We start from the raw sequence: 17614 nt of genomic DNA, 5'->3' as shown, positions 1-17614 counted from the left end.
CTAAGAACCTTACCTGCGCTTGCACTTCAGCCAACGGGCTGACGCGCTGTAGGACGCGGCCCCTGGCGGCCCGCCGGCCGCGCAGGCGGCCGATGTCAGGCCTTGGGCAGGGTCACGCCCACCTGGCCCTGGTACTTGCCCCCGCGGTCGCGGTAGCTCACCTCGCACACGTCGTCCTTGTCGCTCTCGAAGAACAGCACCTGCGCGCAGCCCTCGCCCGCGTAGATGCGCGCGGGCAGCGGCGTGGTGTTGGAGAACTCCAGCGTCACGTAGCCTTCCCACTCGGGCTCGAACGGGGTCACGTTGACGATGATGCCGCAGCGCGCATAGGTGCTCTTGCCCAGGCAGATGGTGAGCACGTTGCGCGGGATGCGGAAGTACTCCATCGTGCGGGCCAGCGCGAAGCTGTTGGGCGGGATGATGCAGCTGTCGCCATGGAAGTCCACGAAGCTCTTCTCGTCGAAGTTCTTCGGGTCCACCACGGTGCTGTGGATGTTGGTGAACACCTTGAATTCGGGCGCGCAGCGGATGTCGTAGCCATAGCTGCTGGTTCCGTAGCTGATGATCTTGCGGCCCTCGGCCTCGCGCACCTGGCCTGGCTCGAAAGGCTCGATCATGCCGTGCTCGGCCGCCATGCGGCGGATCCATTTGTCGCTCTTGATGCTCATAGCAGAACTCCCTGCGCTGTGGCCCGCACAGTGGTGGACTGCCGGGCGCTATTAAATACGTAGCTGGTAGCGCATGAATATCAAGCGCTAGAGCCGTATTTTGCTTGAGAAATCACTGTTTCCTGCACCACCCGGTCGTCGCCGAGCACGATCAGCGCAAACAAAAGCTCATCCAGGTTGCGCGCCTGGCGGGTCTTGCGCGCCAAAAGGGGGGTGGCCTCAGGGTTCAGCACCACAAAATCGGCCTCGCAGCCCGGCTGCAGATTGCCCACCACGCCCGCCAGGCCCAGCGCCTTCGCGGCCCCCGCCGTGTGCCGCCACCACAGCTGCCGGGGCGACAAACTCAGGCCCTGCTTGCTCTGCCCTTCACGGCCCACATAGTAGGCCGCCAGCATGGTGTGGAACGGGCTGAAGCTGGTGCCCCCGCCCACATCGCTGGCCAGGCCGTAGCCAAAGCCCACGCGGTCCGCGCCCGCGTAGTCGAAGAAGCCGCTGCCCAGAAAGAGGTTGCTGGTGGGGCTGACGGCCGCCACGGTGCCGGTGTCGCGCATCAGCGCCCGGTCGTCGTCGTCGAAGTGGATGCAATGGGCGTACACCGCGCGCTCGCGCATCAGGCCAAAGCCGTCATACACCGCCAGGTAGCTGCGCGCATCCGGAAACAGCTCGCGCGCCCAGCGGATCTCGTCGCGGTTCTCGGCCACGTGCGACTGGATCCATACATCCGGATAGCGCGCGGCCAGCTCGCCCGCGCCGCGCAGCTGTTCATGCGTGCTGGTGGGCGCAAACCGCGGCGTGATCGCGTAGCCCAGGCGGTCCACGCCGTGCCAGCGCTGGATCAGGGCCTCGGTGTCGAGCAGGCTCTGCTCTGTCTCGTCGCGCACGCCGTCGGGCGAGTGGCGGTCCTGCAGCACCTTGCCGGTGATCAGGCGCATCTGCCGGCGCTGCGCCTCCCCAAACAGCGCATCCACGGATGCGGGGTGCGAGGTGGCGAACGCCAGCGCCGTGGTCACGCCGTTGCGCAGCAGCTCGTCGACGAAGAAGCCCGCCACCTCGGCGCCGTAGGCCGGATCGACAAAACGAGACTCGTGCGGAAAGGTGTAGTTCTCCAGCCAGGGCAGCAGGCCCTCGGCGGGGGAACCAATCACATCGGTCTGCGGAAAGTGGATGTGCATGTCCACGAAGCCCGGCGCCAGAATGCGCCCCGGCAGGTGGACGACAGGCTCGCCGGCGTACCGGTGCGACAAGGCCTGCCACCCGCCCGCCGCCAGCACCCGCTGGCGGCCGCCGGCGTCGGGGCCCACGGCCAGCAGGCCGTCTTCATCGTAGAGGGCCGTGCCGTCATCGGCAAAGCGCAGGAGGGCGGATCGGTAGACAGGCATGGCGCAAGCTTAGCGGCAGGGACGGCGGCTTGCATATGGCGCGCCCCATAGTGGCTATAGCACGCGCCGGCGAGACGGCAGGATCACCGCGCCAGTTTGCCCTGCACCCCTTCCACCAGCCAGTTCATCTGCAGGATCTGCGCATCGGAGAGTGCCTGGCCCGCAGCGATCACTTCGTGCCCTTCGTTGTCCCGCACCGGGGCCTTGCCCGCGCGAAACGGCTGCAGCCTGCCCGCGCCAATGGCCTTCTGCGCGGCCAGCACCTCCTGCTGCACGGCCGCCGGCACCCGGGAGCCAAAGTCGCCCACGCGGATCATGCCCTCGCGCACCCCGCCCCAGAGGGCGGCGCTTTTCCAGGTGCCGTTCTGCACGGCGCGCACGCGTTCGGTGTAGTAGGGGCCCCACTGGTGGGTCACGGCCACGATCTGGGCATCGGGCCCGGTGCGGCGCATGTCCGAGTGGTAGGCCACGGCCATCTTGCCGCGCTCCTGCGCGGCGGCCATCACGGCCGTGGAGCCGGTGTGAAAGGCGATCACATCCACGTCCTGGTTGAAGAGCACCATGGCCGCATCGCGCTCCCTGGGCGGGTCGAACCACACGTTGATCCACACCACCTTCACGGTGGCCTGGGGGTTCACCGAACGCATGCCCAGCGTGAACGCGTTGATGCCCTGCAGCACCTCGGGGATCGGGAATCCCGCCACGTAGCCCGCCACGCCGGTCTTGCTCATGCGGCCCGCCGCGATGCCCGCCAGGTAGCGCCCTTCGTAGTAGCGCGCATTGGCCACGGCCACGTTGGCGGCCGTCTTGTAGCCGGTGATGGATTCGAACTTCACGTTCGGGTAGTCCTGCGCGACCTTGAGCGTGGGCTCCATGTAGCCGAAGCTGGGCGTGAAGATGATCTGGTGGCCCGTGGCGGCCAGGTCGCGGATCACGCGCTCGGCATCGGCCCCCTCGGCCACGTTCTCGACGAAGGTCGTCCTGACCTGGCTGCCCAGCGCGGCCTCCACCGCCTTGCGCCCTTCTTCGTGCTGGCGCGTCCAGCCCGCCTCGGTGATGGGCGAGACGTAGACGAAACCAGCCTTGACGGGTTCGGCGGGCGCCGCCCTGGGAGCGGCCGCGCCAGTCTGGGAAAAAACGGGGGAGATGAAAACGGCGCCCGCGAGCGCACTCACACAAGCCGCACGCAGTGCGGTGGCGAGGTTTTTGTACATGGTGTTCCTCTACATGGTCCCGATGACAGAAAAAGCAAAAGGCTGCCGGGACAGCAGCCTTTGCAAGGGCGGTATTGTAGCCAGCGGGGGGCGTCCGCACTGGCGCAGCGCTTCCTCAGCGCAGCCGCGGCGTGTTCGACGGCGCGCCGAGGCGGAACGCGCCCACCACGTCCGCCAGGCGTGCGGCCTGGTCCTTGAGGCTCTCGGCGGCGGCGGTGGACTCCTCCACCAGGGCGGCGTTCTGCTGCGTCATCTGGTCCAGCTGGTTCACCGCCACGTTCACCTGGCTGATGCCCTGGCTCTGCTCCGACGCGGCGGCGCTGATCTCGCCGATGATGTCGGTCACGCGGCGCACGGAGCTCACGATCTCGTCCATGGTGCTGCCCGCGTTCTGCACGAGCGCGGCGCCCGATTCCACCTTCTCGACCGACTGGCCGATCAGGGTCTTGATCTCCTTGGCCGCTTCGGCGCTGCGCTGCGCCAGGCTGCGCACTTCGCTGGCCACCACGGCAAAGCCGCGGCCCTGTTCGCCCGCACGGGCGGCTTCCACCGCCGCGTTCAGCGCCAGGATGTTGGTCTGGAAGGCGATGCCGTCGATCGTGCCGATGATGTCGCTGATCTTCTTGCTGCTGGCGTTGATCGCGTCCATGGTGCTCACCACCTGGGCCACGACCTCGCCGCCGCGCTGCGCCACCTGGGCGGCCGATGCGGCCATCTGGTTGGCCTGCACGGCGGAGTCGGCGCTCTGGCGCACGGTGCTGGTGAGCTCTTCCATGGAGCTCGCCGTTTCCTCGAGGTTGGCGGCCGTCAGCTCGGTGCGCGCGCTCAGGTCCTGGTTGCCGATGGCGATCTGCGTGCTGGCGGTGGAGATGCTGTCCACCACGCCGCGCACCTGCTGCAGCGAGCCGTGCAGCGCACTGCGCATGAGGTCCAGCGCCCGCAGCAGGCGGCCGGTTTCGTCGTTGGCGTAGCTGGCCTGCGGCGCACCGGTCAGGTCCATGTCGGCGATCGATTCGGCAATGGCCTCGGCGTGGCGCAAAGGACGCGTGATGCTGGTGGCCAGCAGCCAGGCCAGCAGCCCACCGAGCACCAGCGAGATGGCCGTGCACAGCTGCAGCAGCAAGGTGGTCTGCGCGCGCAGCTCTTCGCTGCGCTTGCCGGCGGCGTCCAGCTGGGCGCGCTGGGCATCCACCATTTCCTGCACGCCGGCCAGGTAGCTGCGCGAGGTGGGCTCGAAGCGCTCGGTGAACACCTTGTTCGCGTTCTCGGCGTCACCCGCCTGCTTGAACTTGCTCACCTCTTCCCGCGCGGCCAGATAGCTCTTGCGCAGTTCGCCCACCTTGATGAACAGCTGCTTTTCCTCGGGCGTGTCCATTTTCGACTCGATGAATTTCTGCAGTTCATTGGTGTCGCGGATGGAAGCCGCCGTGGCGGGCGCGAAGTACGGGATCAGACTGGCATCGCTGCTCTTGGCGATGGCCGCGGCACGCTGCACCCCGGACGTGGTGTGGCGCAGCCAGTCCGAGCCCGCCCGTTCGGTCTTGACGTTGTCGTTGACCATGGTGTCGATCTCGGCGCCAAGCTGGCCCAGCCGGACCACCGCCACGATGCTGCTCGCCAGGAACAGCGCGAGGATCACACCGAGCACCAGGGTAAGGCGCTTGCCGATGGACAACTGATTGAGAAACATGGAAAACACTCCGGTAGGAAACAGCGCAGACGCCTGCACAAAAAATTAGGGCCCCGCAGGGCCGTTTCAGGGCACGCGGGCATCCGGTGGATGCCAACAAATGCTTACAGAAACCCATGATTCTAGGGTTTACCCGGATTTCACCCGCAACGTGTGCGACGGTCCGGCGCACGCGGCGCCCCCGCGCAGCGAAATCCCCTCAAAAACGGCTGCTCCCGCGAAGGGCCGGCATGGCCAGCTTCCGCCTGCCGCTCGGGGAGCGTGCGCCTGCGTTCAGTAGTCGTGCTCCAAGCACCGCTCGAAGGCTTCCTTGAGCTTGTGTTCCCACACGCGCTTGTCGGCGTTGCCGGCAAAACTCGCTTCGAAGCTGTTGAACGCCAGCTGGTAGGCATGGCGGGCTGTCAGGCCCGCGGCCGCGAACACCTGCGTGAAGTTCTCATTGATGTAGCCGCCAAAGTAAGCCGGGTCGTCCGAATTGACCGTGGCCGCAAGGCCGGCGTCCAGCAGCTGGCCCAGGTTGTGGTCGGCGAGGTTGGGGAACACGCACAGCTTCTGGTTGGACAGCGGGCACACCGTGAGGGCGATGCGGTCCTGCGCCAGGCGCCGCATCAGCGCGGCATCGTGCACGGCCTGCACGCCGTGGTCGATACGCTCGACCTTGAGCACCTCCAGCGCGCTCCAGATGTAGGCGGGAGGCCCCTCCTCGCCCGCATGCGCCACCAGGTGCAGGCCCAGTTCACGGCAGCGTGCGAACACGCGCGCGAACTTCTCGGGCGGGTGGCCCACCTCGCTAGAGTCCAGCCCCACGCCCACGATCTTGTCGATGAGCGGCATGGCCTGTTCCAGCGTTTCAAACGCGGACTCCTCGCTCAGGTGGCGCAGGAAACACAGGATCAGGGTCGCGCTGATGCCCAGTTCGGTGCGCGCGTCCTGGCAGGCGCGGTGCAGGCCGTTGATGACCGTCTCCATGGCCACGCCGCGCGCGGTGTGGGTCTGGGGATCGAAGAAGATCTCGGCGTGTAGCACGTTGTCGCGCGCCGCGCGCCCCAGGTAGGCGCGCGCCATGTCGTAGAAGTCCTGCTCGTGCAGCAGCACGCTGGCGCCCGCGTAGTAGATGTCCAGAAAGCTCTGCAGGTTGGTGAACGCGTAGGCGCTGCGCAGCGCGTCCACGCTGTCATAGGGCAATGCCAGCTCGTTGCGCTGCGCCAGCGCGAAGATGAGTTCGGGCTCCAGCGAACCCTCGATGTGGATGTGCAGCTCGGCCTTGGGCATGGCGCGCAGCAGTTCGGGCAGGCGTTCGGTGGAGATGGGAGGCACTTTAAACATCAGCAGACTCCAAAGGTGATGCCGCTGTGGCGCAGAAAGCGGCGGTAGAAGGATGATGCCTTGTCGGCGGCGGTATGCAACTCCGCCCGCAGGTCCAGCGGCAGGCACCGGGGCACCTGCGACTCCAGCACGGGCTGGTCCTGCATGAAGATGGTGTGCTGGAACGCCTGCAGCTTTTCCGCCGGCGACTCGAAATCCGCCACCGCCAAGCGGAACCAGACGCGGCTGCGCACGGGCGTCACGGGGCAGATGAACAGCGCGATCGCCTCGCGCCAATCCCGTACCGCGGTGGTGCCGGCCTCGGGCACCTTGGTCAGCACCGCGGCATAGGGGGCCGTGACTTCATAGGTGTACTCCACCTGGGCCGGGGCGGTCGAATGCAGGTTGGACTGGGGCTGCCAGGCCTTGCAGCCCATGGCGCGCAGGCCCGTGGGCAGGGACTCCACGCGGTAGTCGTCGATGGCCGTGGCCTCGCGCGTGCCCAGCCAGCCTTCGTGCACGAAGCCGAAGTGCGACATGTCCAGGAAGTTCTCGATGATGCGCGGCGCGCTCGCCGCCACGTCATAGGGGCCGCAGTTGAGCTTGCGCAGGCGCGCATCGTCCTCGGCGGCAAAGGCGGGCGGCGCGGCATCGCCGGCCTCGAGCCGCACCCACACCAGGCCGTGGGCCTCGTGCACGGCATGGCGGTGGGCGCAGTGCGTGGCGGGCGGGGTGAAATGCGGCAGCGCGGGCACGTGCACACACTGGCCGTTCGCGGCGAACTGCCAGCCGTGGTAGGGACATTCAAGCCGGCCCTCGTGCACGCGGCCGAGCGACAGGCGCGCACCCCGGTGCGGGCACTGGTCCGCGAAGGCCCGCGTATGGCCCTCGCCATCGCGCCAGAGCACGATGTCGCGCTCCAGCAGGCGCGCGGCCAGCGGGGCCTGCACGACATCCTCCGAGGGCGCGACAGGATGCCAGAGGGTGGCTTCGATCATGGTGGGCAGGGAATCTCGTGGTGCGTGTCGTTGTGGCAGCGCCCCCTCCTCTCTTGTGCGAGGGCGCTGGTCGAGCATATACGCAAGCGCTGCCGCACGCCGCATGCCCAGCGCCGGCAGCACGGCGTGCCGGTCGCGCGGGGGCGTGGGGTACGCCCAGCAAAAAGGCCGCCCGGGGGCGGCCTTTTTCAGGGGAGCGCTCCCGGCGCCAGCGCCGGGAAGCCCGTGCGGCTTCTTACTTCTTGTCGCCGCCGGGGATCTTGCCTTCCACGCCCTTGACGTAGAAGTTGACACCGCCGAGGAACTTGTCGTCGGCCACCGCATCCTTGGCGAGCACTTCCTTGCCGTCCTGGCCCACGATCGGGCCCTTCCAGATCTGGAACGAACCATCGGCCAGGCCCTTCTTCACGGCTTCGACCTTGGCCTTGGTGTCGGCAGGCACGTCTTCGGCGATGGAGACGATGTCGATCGCGCCTTCCTTCACGCCCCACCAGCTCTGGCCCGTGGCCCACTGGCCTTCCAGCGCGTCCTTGGTGGCCTTGATGTAGTACGGGCCCCAGTTGATCACGGCCGATGCCAAGTGGGCCTTGGGGCCGTAGGCGGTCATGTCGGAATCCCAGCCGAAGGCGCGCTTGCCCTTTTCTTGCGCCGTCTTGAGCACGGCGGGCGAATCGGTGTTCTGGAACAGCACGTCGGCGCCGCCGTTGATGAGCGACGTGGCGGCTTCGGTTTCCTTGGGCGGGCTGAACCATTCATTCACCCAGACCACCTTGGTCTTGATCTTGGGGTTGACCGACTGCGCACCCAGCGTGAAGCTGTTGATGTTGCGGATCACTTCAGGAATCGGCACCGAGCCCACCACGCCCAGCGTGTTGGTCTTGGTCATGGCGCCGGCGATCACGCCCGCCATGTACGCGCCTTCGTAGGTGCGGCTGTCGTAGGTGCGCATGTTCTCGGCCGTCTTGTAGCCGGTGGCATGCTCGAACTTGATGCCCTTGTTGTCCTCGGCCACCTTGAGCATCGACTCCATGTAGCCGAAGGTGGTGCCAAAGATCAGCTTGTTGCCCTGGCCGGCCAGGTCGCGCAGCACGCGTTCGGCGTCGGCCGACTCGGGCACGCTTTCCACGAAGCTCGTGACCACCTTGTCGCCGAATTCCTTCTCGATGGCCTTGCGGCCGTTGTCGTGCGCGAACGACCAGCCGCCGTCACCCACCGGGCCGACATAGGCGAACGCGATCTTCAGAGGCTCGGGCTTGGGTGCCGGCGCTTCTGCCGCAGGGGCCGGTGCGGGCGCGGGGGCCGGTGCCGGTTCTTCCTTCTTGCCACAGCCCACGAGCGCGGCGGCGGCAACGGCGGAGAGCGCTGCCACCTTGAGCATGGAGCGTTTCTGCAGATCAGTCATGTCGGTTTCCTTGTTGAATGAAGAGTGAGACTTGCAAAGGTTGGGGACGAAAGCAGCAATTATGGGGCGATCTACCGTGGGGTAACCAGTTTTTGACGCACCGGCCCGCCCATTTCAGGAGCCGGGATAGAACGGCTTGCCCAGCGACGCAGGCATGTTGATGCGGATCCACGCCGGATTGCGCGAAATCAGCGCCAGCACGACGATGGTGGCCACATACGGCAGCATGCTCAGCAACTGGCTGGCCACCTGCACCCCCGTGGCCTGCAGGTGGAACTGCAACATGGTCACGCCGCCGAACAAATAGGCACCAAGCAACACCCGTGCCGGGCGCCATGTCGCGAACGTGGTGAGGGCCAGGGCGATCCAGCCCCGGCCGGCGACCATGCCCTCTACCCACAGGGGTGTATACACCGTCGAGATGTAAGTGCCCGCCAGCCCGCACAGCGCCCCGCCCGCCACCACCGCCGCGAGGCGAATGCGCCGCACCGGATAGCCCAGCGCGTGGGCCGACTCGGGCGACTCGCCGACCGAGCGCAGCACGAGCCCGGCGCGCGAGCGGTACAGGAACCAGATCAGCCCCGCGACCAGCAGCATGGTGAGGTACACCAGCGGATGCTGCTGGAACAGCGCGGGCCCGAGCAGCGGCACGTCGCCCAGCACCGGAACCGCGTACTTGGGCAGCTCGGGCAGCTTGGCCTGCACGTAGCTGATGCCGGCGAACGCCGAGAACCCCACGCCGAACAGGCTGAGCGCCAGCCCGGTGGCGTACTGGTTGGTGTTGAGCCAGATCACCAGCACGCCGAAGATGGCGGCCAGCACGGCGCCGGCGGCCATGCCCGCCGCAAACCCGAGCCAGGTGTTGCCCGTGTGCACCACGGTGGCGAAGCCCGCGATGGCGGCGCACAGCATCATGCCTTCCGCCCCAAGATTGACGATGCCGGCCTTTTCGTTGATGAGCAGGCCCAGGGCCGCAATGGCCAGAACGGTGCCCGCGCTGAGCGTGGCGCCGATGAGCAGTGCATAGGACTCCATCAGACACCTCCTTTCCTGGTGCCGACCCAGCGCACGCGGTAGGCAATCAACGTGTCGCACGCCAGCAGCGTGAACAGCAGCAGGCCCTGGAACACGCCCGTGAGCGATTTGGGCAGCCCCATGCGCGACTGCGCCAGCTCGCCACCGATATAGAACATGCTCATGAGGATGGCCGAGAGGATCATGCCCACGGGGTGCAGGCGCCCCACGAAGGCGACGATGATGGCCGCGAAGCCGTAGCCCGCCGGCACGTAGGGCGTGAGCTGGCCAATCGGCCCCGCCACTTCCAGCGCTCCCGCCAGGCCTGCCGCGCCGCCCGAGATCAGCAACGCCGTCCACAGCGCCTTGCGCGAGGAGAACCCGGCGTACCGCGCCGCCGCCGGGGCCAGTCCGCCGACCTGCTGCGCGAAACCGGCCCGCGTGCGGAACAGGAACACCCACAGCGCCGCCGCCCCGGCCAGCGCCAGCAAGAGGCCGATGGACACCCGCGAACCCTGCATCAGGCGCGGGATCTGCGTCACTTTCTCGAAGGTCTTGGTCTGCGGAAAGTTGTAGCCCATGGGGTCCTTCCACGGGCCGTAGACCAGGTAGCCCAGCACCAGCGTGGCCACATAGACCAGCATCAGGCTGACCAGGATTTCATTGGCGTTGAACTTGTCACGCAGCAGCGCCGTGAGCCCCGCCCAGGCCATGCCGCCCAGCACACCGGCGAGCAGGATGGCGGGCACGATCCACGGGCCGGTGGTCTTGTCGGCCAGCAGCGCCACGCCACCCGCCACCACGGCGCCGATGACGAACTGCCCTTCGGCACCGATGTTCCACACGTTGGAGCGGAAACACACGGCCAGGCCGAGCGCGATGAGCAGCAGCGGCGTGGCCTTGACCATGAGTTCGCCGATGGCGTACTGCGACTTGACGGGTTCCCAGAAGAACACCTGCAGCCCGCGCACGGGGTCCTTGCCCAGCGCCACGAACAGCGCGACGCCGATCAGCACCGTGATGGCCAGCGCCAGCAGCGGCGAGCCATAGGTCCAGAGCTTCGACGCCTGGGGACGCGGTTCCAGCTTAAGCATGCTGCACCTCCCCGGCCCGCGCCTGCTGCTGGTGCTGCTGCGCCAGGTGCGCCTGCACGTCGGCATGCCACAGGCCGCTCATCCATTCGCCGATGAGGCCCACCGTGGCCTCGGCACGCGGCACCGAAGGCGACAGATGCCCCTTGGCCACCACGTGCAGCCGGTCGCAGATTTCAAACAATTCGTCCAGCTCCTCGCTCACCACCAGCACGGCGCAGCCTGCATCGCGCAGCGCCAGGATGGAGCCCCGGATCTGTGCGGCGGCGCCCACATCCACGCCCCAGGTGGGCTGCGAGACGATGAGCAGCTTGGGGTTGGCGTCAATCTCGCGCCCCACGATGAACTTCTGCAGGTTGCCACCCGACAGCGACCTGGCCGCTGCGTTGGGTCCACCCGCCTTCACATTGAAGCGCCGGATGATGTCCTCGGCATGTTTTTGCAGCGCGCCCACCTTGATCCAGCCACTGCCGCCGACCGAATTGGTGCGGGTGAGCAGCAGGTTGTGCGCCAGCCCCATGGTGGGCACGGCGCCCCGGCCCAAACGCTCTTCGGGCACGAAGTGCAAGCCCAGCGCGCGGCGCTGGCCGGGGCCCATGCGACCCGCGTTCTGGCCGGAGACCTGGATGCAGGCCGCATCAGCCCGCTGGTCTTCGCCCGACAGCGCGTAGAGCAGTTCCTTTTGCCCGTTGCCCGACACACCGGCAATGCCCACCACCTCGCCCGCCTTCACCTCGAACTGCAGGTCGATCAAATCCACCCCGAACTGGTCGGCACGCGGCAGCGACAGGCCCTGCACACGCAGCACCGTGACGCCAGTCTGTACGGCACGGTGCTCCAGCGCGGGCGGCTCGGCGCCGATCATCAGGCGCGACAAAGACGCATTCGATTCTTCCGCCGGGTTGCACACACCCGTCACCTTGCCGCCGCGCAGCACGGTGCACGCGGTGCACAGCGCGCGGATCTCGTGCAGCTTGTGGCTGATGTAGAGGATGCTGCAGCCCTCGCTGGCCAGCTTGCGCAGCACCACGAAGAGTTTTTCCACCGCCTGGGGCGTGAGCACCGAGGTGGGCTCGTCCAGGATCAGCACCTTGGGGTTGGTGAGCAGCGCGCGGATGATTTCCACGCGCTGCATCTCGCCCACGCTCAGCGTGTGCACGGGGCGCAGCGGGTCGATGTCCAGGCCATATTCGGCCGCCTTGGCGGTGATGCGCTGCGTCACCTCGGCCAGCTGCAGGCTCTTGTCCAGGCCCAGCCACACGTTCTCGGCCACCGTGAGGGTGTCGAACAGGCTGAAGTGCTGGAACACCATGGCGATGCCCAGCGCCCGCGCCTCTTGCGGGTTGCGCACCTGCACGGCCTGGCCGTTGAAGAACACGCTGCCTTCGTCGGGCTTGACCGATCCGTAGATGATCTTCATCAGCGTGGACTTGCCCGCGCCGTTTTCGCCCAGCACCGCATGGATCTCGCCGGGCAGCACCGTGAGCGACACGCCGCTGTTGGCCACCACGGCCGGATAGCGCTTGGTGATGCCCATGAGCTGCAGCCGGGGCGGCGGCGGCGCGCCCGGGGCGGGAGGAGTAGGAGGTGAACTCATGCGGTGGATTGTCTCTCAGTTTTACAACTTGTTATAAGAATGGAAACACCTTCTTGCGCTTGTTCAGCATGCCCAAGCAGCTATTCTTTTCGTAGCGAAGAGGCCACGGTTTTCACACATTCGCGCAACCACGCGGCAGCGGCGGAGTGGTGCGTGCGCGCATGCCACAGCTGGTAGTACATGAGGCGCGGAAAAGGCACCGGGCACGGCAGGATGGCCAGCGGCAGCTGCTCCACATAACGCTCGCAATACTGGCGGCCCGTGGTCAGCACCAGCAGACTCGAGGCCACGATGCTGGGGATGAGGCTGAAATGCGCGCAGCGCGCCGTGATGTGGCGCTGCATGCCCAGGTTGTCCAGGTGGGCGTCGATCACGCCGCGCGCGCCGGGGTGGGTGGGCGTGGGCGCGATGTGTTCGGCCGCCAGCCAGCTTTCCACGTCCCAGCCGCGCCGCACGGCGGGGTGGTCCCTGCCCACCAGGCAGACGACCTCGTCGCCGAACAGGCGGCCCATGTGCAGGTCGTCCGGCGGCTGCGGCCAGTTGCCGATCACCACGTCCACCTCGCCCTGCGCCAGGTGCGCATGGTAGTGCGCGTCGGCCGAGAGGGGCAGGATCTCGATGGGACACAGCGGGGCCTCCACCTTGATGCGGGACACCAGCTGGGGCAGGAAGAGCGGATCGAGGTAGTCGCTGGCCGCCACGCGGAAGGTGCGGGTGGCGGTGCGCGGATCAAACCCGCGCGCATCCGAGAACAGCGCCTCGGCCGAGCGCAGGATGGCGCCCGCGGGCTCCACCATGCGCAGCGCGGCGTCGGTGGGCATCATGCTGGCGCCCGAGCGCACCAGCAGCGGGTCCCCCGCCAGGTCGCGCAGGCGCTTGAGCGCGGCCGACACCGCCGGCTGGTGCATGCCCAGGCGGACGGCGGCCCTCGATACGCTGCGTTCTGTGAGCACGGTGTGCAAGACCCTTATGAGATGGAGGTCTATCTTGTCGAAAAGGGCGTGGTCTCTCATAGCAGTGCGTGCATTGATGTCATAAGCTTGTACTTATGCTGGCGGCCATTGGGCGCCCTACCCTCTGATGAACACGACTTGCGCAAAACAGGGCTCAGGCAAACCGCATCGCTCCAAGGCAATGCGGACGTCGCATCCCGATGTGCGCAGGTCCTCATGAATTGACAGCAATCGAAGAAGCGGCATCCGTCATGACCACCCAACCCTTGCAATTCCTGCGCCGCGGCCAGCCCGTGGCGCTGGGCAATGTACCACCCGATCGCACGCTGCTGGAGGTGCTGCGCGAAGACCTGGGCAACACCGGCACCAAGGAGGGCTGCGGCGAAGGCGACTGCGGCGCCTGCACCGTGGTGCTGGGCGAGGCACGGGACGGCAAGGTGCACTACAGCGCGGTGAACAGCTGCATCCGGCTGGCGCATTCGGTCCACGGCATGGCGCTGTGGACGGTGGAGGACCTGGCGGAAGACCCGTTGATCCAGCCCGTGGGCGATGCCGCCCCGGCTCCTCGTCCACCCATCACACTGCATCCCGCACAAGAGGCGATGGTTCAGTGCCACGGTTCTCAATGCGGGTTTTGCACCCCCGGTTTTGTGATGAGTCTCTTTGGGATGTACCAGAAACACATCGCCCCCACGCTCCCCACTGCGTGTGGTTCGCGGCCCCCATCCGGGGAAGGGCCCCCGGATTCCCGCGCGCCCGGGGCCCTCGCGCCTAGGGGCGGCCCGTCGGCGCTCGACCACGTCCACCACGGCCAACCCATCACCCGCGAACTGGCGCAGGAAGAACTCTCCGGCAACCTGTGCCGCTGCACGGGCTACCGCCCCATCCTGGACGCCGCGCAGCACATGGCCGCCCTGCCCGCAATGGTGGTAAATGAACCTCTTTTGCTACAAAAGCTGGAGCTACTCGCGCTTACCCATCCAGCGCCAGAGGCCAATTCTTCTTATATTTCACCCACCACACTGCCTGATCTGCTGGCCGCGCGGGCGGCACACCCCGCGGCGCAGGTGGTGGCAGGCTGCACCGACGTGGGCCTGTGGGTGACCAAGCAGCACAAGCAATACGAAAGCATCCTGGACGTGACCCGCGTGGCCGAACTGCGGCAGGTTCAGCAGGACGCGCACCACATCACGCTCGGGGCCGCCGTCACCCTGACCGACGCGTTTGCCGCACTGACCGCGCAGTGGCCGCAGCTGCACACCTTTGCCACGCGCTTCGCGGGCCTGCCCGTGCGCAATTCGGGCACGCTGGGGGGCAACGTGGCCAACGGCTCGCCCATTGGCGACTCCATGCCGCTCCTGATCGCGCTGCGCGCCCAGGTGGTACTGGCCAGCGTGCGGGGAGAACGCACCCTGGCGCTGGAAGACCTGTACACCGGCTACCGGCAGAACGTGATGGCGCCCGACGAGCTGCTGGTGCGCATCGTGGTGCCCAGGCCGGGGGTCACGGAAGTGCTCAGGGCCTACAAGATTTCCAAGCGGTTTGACGATGACATTTCCGCCGTGTGCCTGGTCATCAACCTGGACATCGAAGCCGACGTGGTGCGCCGCGCCAGCATCGGCGCGGGCGGCGTGGCCGCCACCCCGGCCCGCGCGCGCCAGACCGAGGCGGCGCTGGCCGGCCAGCCGTGGAACGCCGACACCATCGCCCGCGCCGCGCAAGCGCTGCAGGGCGAGTTCAATCCCATCTCGGACATGCGCGCCAGCGGTGCCTACCGCCGCACGGTGCTGGCCAGCCTGTTGCAGCGCTTCTGGCTGGAGAGCCAGGGCGAAGAGGCGGTGAGCGTGGAGAACTTCCGCCTGGAGGAAGCCGTATGAACCAGCGCGACACCTTGCCCGGCGGCCTGCCCGTGAGCCGCGATGCCGTGGACGACCCCGTGGTCGCCAGCGCCGACGCCCACGCCGCCGAACCCCTGGCCCCGCCGCAGGCCAGCGCGCCCGCCAGCACCCGCGCCATGGGCCAGTCGCACATCCACGAAAGCGCGCGCGCCCAGGTGGCGGGCGCGGCCCACTACATCGACGACCTGCCCGAGGTGAAGGGCACGCTCTATGCGGCGCCCATCCTCTCCACCGTGGCGCACGGCACCTTGAACAGCGTGGATGCCAGCGCCGCCCTGGCCCTGCCCGGCGTGCGCGGCGTGGTGCTGTCGTCCGACGTGCCAGGCGACAAGCTGCTGGCTGCCTTCGCGCACGACGAGCCCGTGTTCGCCATCGACACCGTGCAGCACGTCGGCCAGGTGATCGGCCTGGTGGTGGCCGACTCGGTGATGCAGGCGCGCCGCGCCGTGCGCGCCGTGAAGCTGGACATCACGCCGCTGCCCGCCATCCTCACGGTGAAGGAAGCGCTGCGGGCCGAAAGCTATGTGCTGCCGCCCGTGTTCGTGCGCCGGGGCGATGCACAGGCCGGCCTCGCGCGGTCGGCGCACCGGCTGCAGGGCGCCTTCGAGGTGGGCGGGCAGGAACACTTCTACCTCGAAGGCCAGATTGCCTACGCGCTGCCGCTGGAGCAAAGGCAGTGGTGGATCTATTCCAGCACCCAGCACCCGGGCGAAGTGCAGCACTGGGTGGCCCACGCCCTGGGGCTGGACAACCACGCGGTGCGCGTGGAGTGCCGGCGCATGGGCGGCGGCTTCGGCGGCAAGGAGACCCAGGCCGGCCACCTGGCCGTGTGGGCGGCGGTGGCGGCCAGCAAGTTCGGGCGCCCCGTCAAGCTGCGGCTCGACCGCGATGAAGACTTCATGGTCACCGGCAAGCGCCACCCGTTCGCGTACCAGTACGACGTGGGCTTTGACGGCGCGGGCCGCATCACCGGCCTCGCGCTGCACATGGCGGCCAACTGCGGTTTCAGCGCCGACCTGTCGGGGCCAGTGGCGGACCGCGCCGTGTTCCACAGCGACAACGCCTATTTCCTGAGCGACGTGGAGATCGCCTCCTACCGCTGCAAGACCAACACCCAGAGCCACACCGCGTTCCGCGGCTTTGGCGGGCCGCAGGGCGTGATCGTGATCGAGGCCATCCTGGGCGACATCGCGCGCGCGCTGGGCCGGGATGCCCAGGACGTGCGCCTGGCCAACCTGTACGGCAAGGACGCCGGGGAGGGCCGCAACGTCACCCACTACCAGATGACGGTGGAGGACAACATCCTGCACGAACTGATGCCGCAGCTGGAGCGCGACGCCGGCTACCGCGAGCGGCAGCACGCCATCGCGGCCTGGAACGCCACCAGCCCCGTGCTCAAGCGGGGCCTGGCGATCACGCCGGTCAAGTTCGGCATCAGCTTCACGGCCACGCTGTTCAACCAGGCCGGCGCGCTGGTGCATGTGTACACCGACGGCAGCGTGCAGGTGAACCACGGCGGCACCGAGATGGGCCAGGGCCTGCACACCAAGGTGGCGCAGATCGTGGCGGACGAACTGGGCGTGCCGCTGTCCCGGGTGCTCGTCACCGCCAGCGACACCAGCAAGGTGCCCAACGCCAGCGCCACGGCAGCGTCCAGCGGCACCGACCTGAATGGCCGCGCGGCGCAGTTCGCGGCGCGCAACGTGCGCGACAACCTCGCCTCCTTCGTGTGCGGGCTCGACAGCTGCGGCGCCGGCGCCATCCGCTTCGAGGGCGGGCAGGTGATCTCGCCCAAGAAGGTACGCCTGTTCGACGACGTGGTGAAGGAGGCGTACGCCAACCGCATCCAGCTGTGGAGCGACGGCTTCTACCGCACGCCCAAGATCCACTACGACAAGGCCACGCTCACGGGCCGGCCGTTCTACTACTTTGCCTACGGGGCCGCGTGCTCCGAGGTGGTCATCGACACGCTCACCGGCGAAAGCCGCGTGCTCAAGGTGGACATCCTGCACGACGTGGGCCACAGCATCAACCCGGCCATCGACATCGGCCAGATCGAGGGCGGCTTCGTGCAGGGCATGGGCTGGCTCACCACCGAGCAGCTGGTGTGGAACGACAAGGGCACCCTGGCCACGCACGCACCGAGCACCTACAAGATCCCGGCGACGGGGGACATCCCCGCGCACTTCCGCGTGAACCTGTGGCCCGAGGCGAACCGCGAGGACAACGTGGGCGGCAGCAAGGCGGTGGGCGAGCCGCCGTTCATGCTGGCGATCAGCGTGTACGAGGCGCTGCGCAATGCGGTGGCGGCGGGGCGTGGGGATGAAGCCACGGGGCCCGTGGTGCTGACGGCACCGGCGACCGCGGAGAATGTGCTGCGGGCGTTGGGACGCCTGACGGACTGA

Annotated in this window: 13 protein-coding genes; 2 read left to right on the top strand and 11 right to left on the bottom strand. The window is 67.7% G+C overall.

The features are described from left to right. Positions 1 to 95: 95 nt before the first annotated feature. The 11 genes from dcd to AC07PV_RS14160 all read right to left on the bottom strand — a co-directional run bounded on the left by dcd (position 96) and on the right by AC07PV_RS14160 (position 13371). A complete protein-coding gene (gene dcd, locus AC07PV_RS14210) occupies positions 96 to 668 on the bottom strand; it encodes a dCTP deaminase (protein WP_056167817.1) in 573 nt (190 codons plus the stop codon). 80 nt (positions 669 to 748) lie between these two features. Next, the gene (gene guaD / locus AC07PV_RS14205; protein WP_218293630.1) at positions 749 to 2047 is read right to left on the bottom strand and encodes a guanine deaminase; all 1299 of its coding nucleotides are present in this window, start codon (positions 2045 to 2047) and stop codon (positions 749 to 751) included. Between the two features lie 83 nt (positions 2048 to 2130). After that, positions 2131 to 3261, bottom strand: a complete 1131-nt coding sequence (locus tag AC07PV_RS14200; protein ID WP_492254759.1) for a BMP family ABC transporter substrate-binding protein — start codon at positions 3259 to 3261, stop codon at positions 2131 to 2133. A gap of 115 nt (positions 3262 to 3376) precedes the next feature. Next, a complete protein-coding gene (locus AC07PV_RS14195) occupies positions 3377 to 4951 on the bottom strand; it encodes a methyl-accepting chemotaxis protein (RefSeq protein WP_494630534.1) in 1575 nt (524 codons plus the stop codon). Positions 4952 to 5224: 273 nt separating this feature from the next. After that, positions 5225 to 6277 (bottom strand): adenosine deaminase, encoded by a 1053-nt coding sequence (locus AC07PV_RS14190; protein ID WP_494630532.1) that lies wholly within the window; start codon positions 6275 to 6277, stop codon positions 5225 to 5227. Next, the gene (locus AC07PV_RS14185; protein ID WP_494630531.1) at positions 6277 to 7254 is read right to left on the bottom strand and encodes an aromatic ring-hydroxylating dioxygenase subunit alpha; all 978 of its coding nucleotides are present in this window, start codon (positions 7252 to 7254) and stop codon (positions 6277 to 6279) included. The genes AC07PV_RS14190 and AC07PV_RS14185 overlap by 1 nt, the downstream gene beginning before the upstream one ends. Positions 7255 to 7489: 235 nt before the next feature. Next, entirely contained in the window at positions 7490 to 8656 is a 1167-nt protein-coding gene (locus AC07PV_RS14180; protein ID WP_218293625.1) for a BMP family ABC transporter substrate-binding protein, read from the bottom strand. A gap of 114 nt (positions 8657 to 8770) precedes the next feature. After that, entirely contained in the window at positions 8771 to 9691 is a 921-nt protein-coding gene (locus AC07PV_RS14175) for an ABC transporter permease (protein WP_494630530.1), read from the bottom strand. Further along, positions 9691 to 10764 (bottom strand): ABC transporter permease, encoded by a 1074-nt coding sequence (locus AC07PV_RS14170; protein ID WP_218293623.1) that lies wholly within the window; start codon positions 10762 to 10764, stop codon positions 9691 to 9693. The genes AC07PV_RS14175 and AC07PV_RS14170 overlap by 1 nt, the downstream gene beginning before the upstream one ends. Beyond that, positions 10757 to 12358, bottom strand: a complete 1602-nt coding sequence (locus AC07PV_RS14165; protein WP_494630529.1) for an ABC transporter ATP-binding protein — start codon at positions 12356 to 12358, stop codon at positions 10757 to 10759. The genes AC07PV_RS14170 and AC07PV_RS14165 overlap by 8 nt, the downstream gene beginning before the upstream one ends. Before the next feature lie 80 nt (positions 12359 to 12438). Continuing rightward, a complete protein-coding gene (locus tag AC07PV_RS14160; RefSeq protein WP_492808749.1) occupies positions 12439 to 13371 on the bottom strand; it encodes a LysR family transcriptional regulator in 933 nt (310 codons plus the stop codon). 191 nt (positions 13372 to 13562) lie between these two features. Here AC07PV_RS14160 and xdhA point away from each other — a divergent pair, with 191 nt between their 5' ends. Then, positions 13563 to 15188 (top strand): xanthine dehydrogenase small subunit, encoded by a 1626-nt coding sequence (gene xdhA / locus AC07PV_RS14155; RefSeq protein WP_494598296.1) that lies wholly within the window; start codon positions 13563 to 13565, stop codon positions 15186 to 15188. Beyond that, positions 15185 to 17614, top strand: a complete 2430-nt coding sequence (xdhB, locus tag AC07PV_RS14150; protein WP_369641745.1) for a xanthine dehydrogenase molybdopterin binding subunit — start codon at positions 15185 to 15187, stop codon at positions 17612 to 17614. Before xdhA ends, xdhB begins: the two co-directional genes overlap by 4 nt.

The sequence above is a fragment of the Acidovorax sp. GW821-FHT09A11 genome, assembly GCF_059418365.1.
This window is presented reverse-complemented; position numbering and strand designations above follow the sequence as displayed.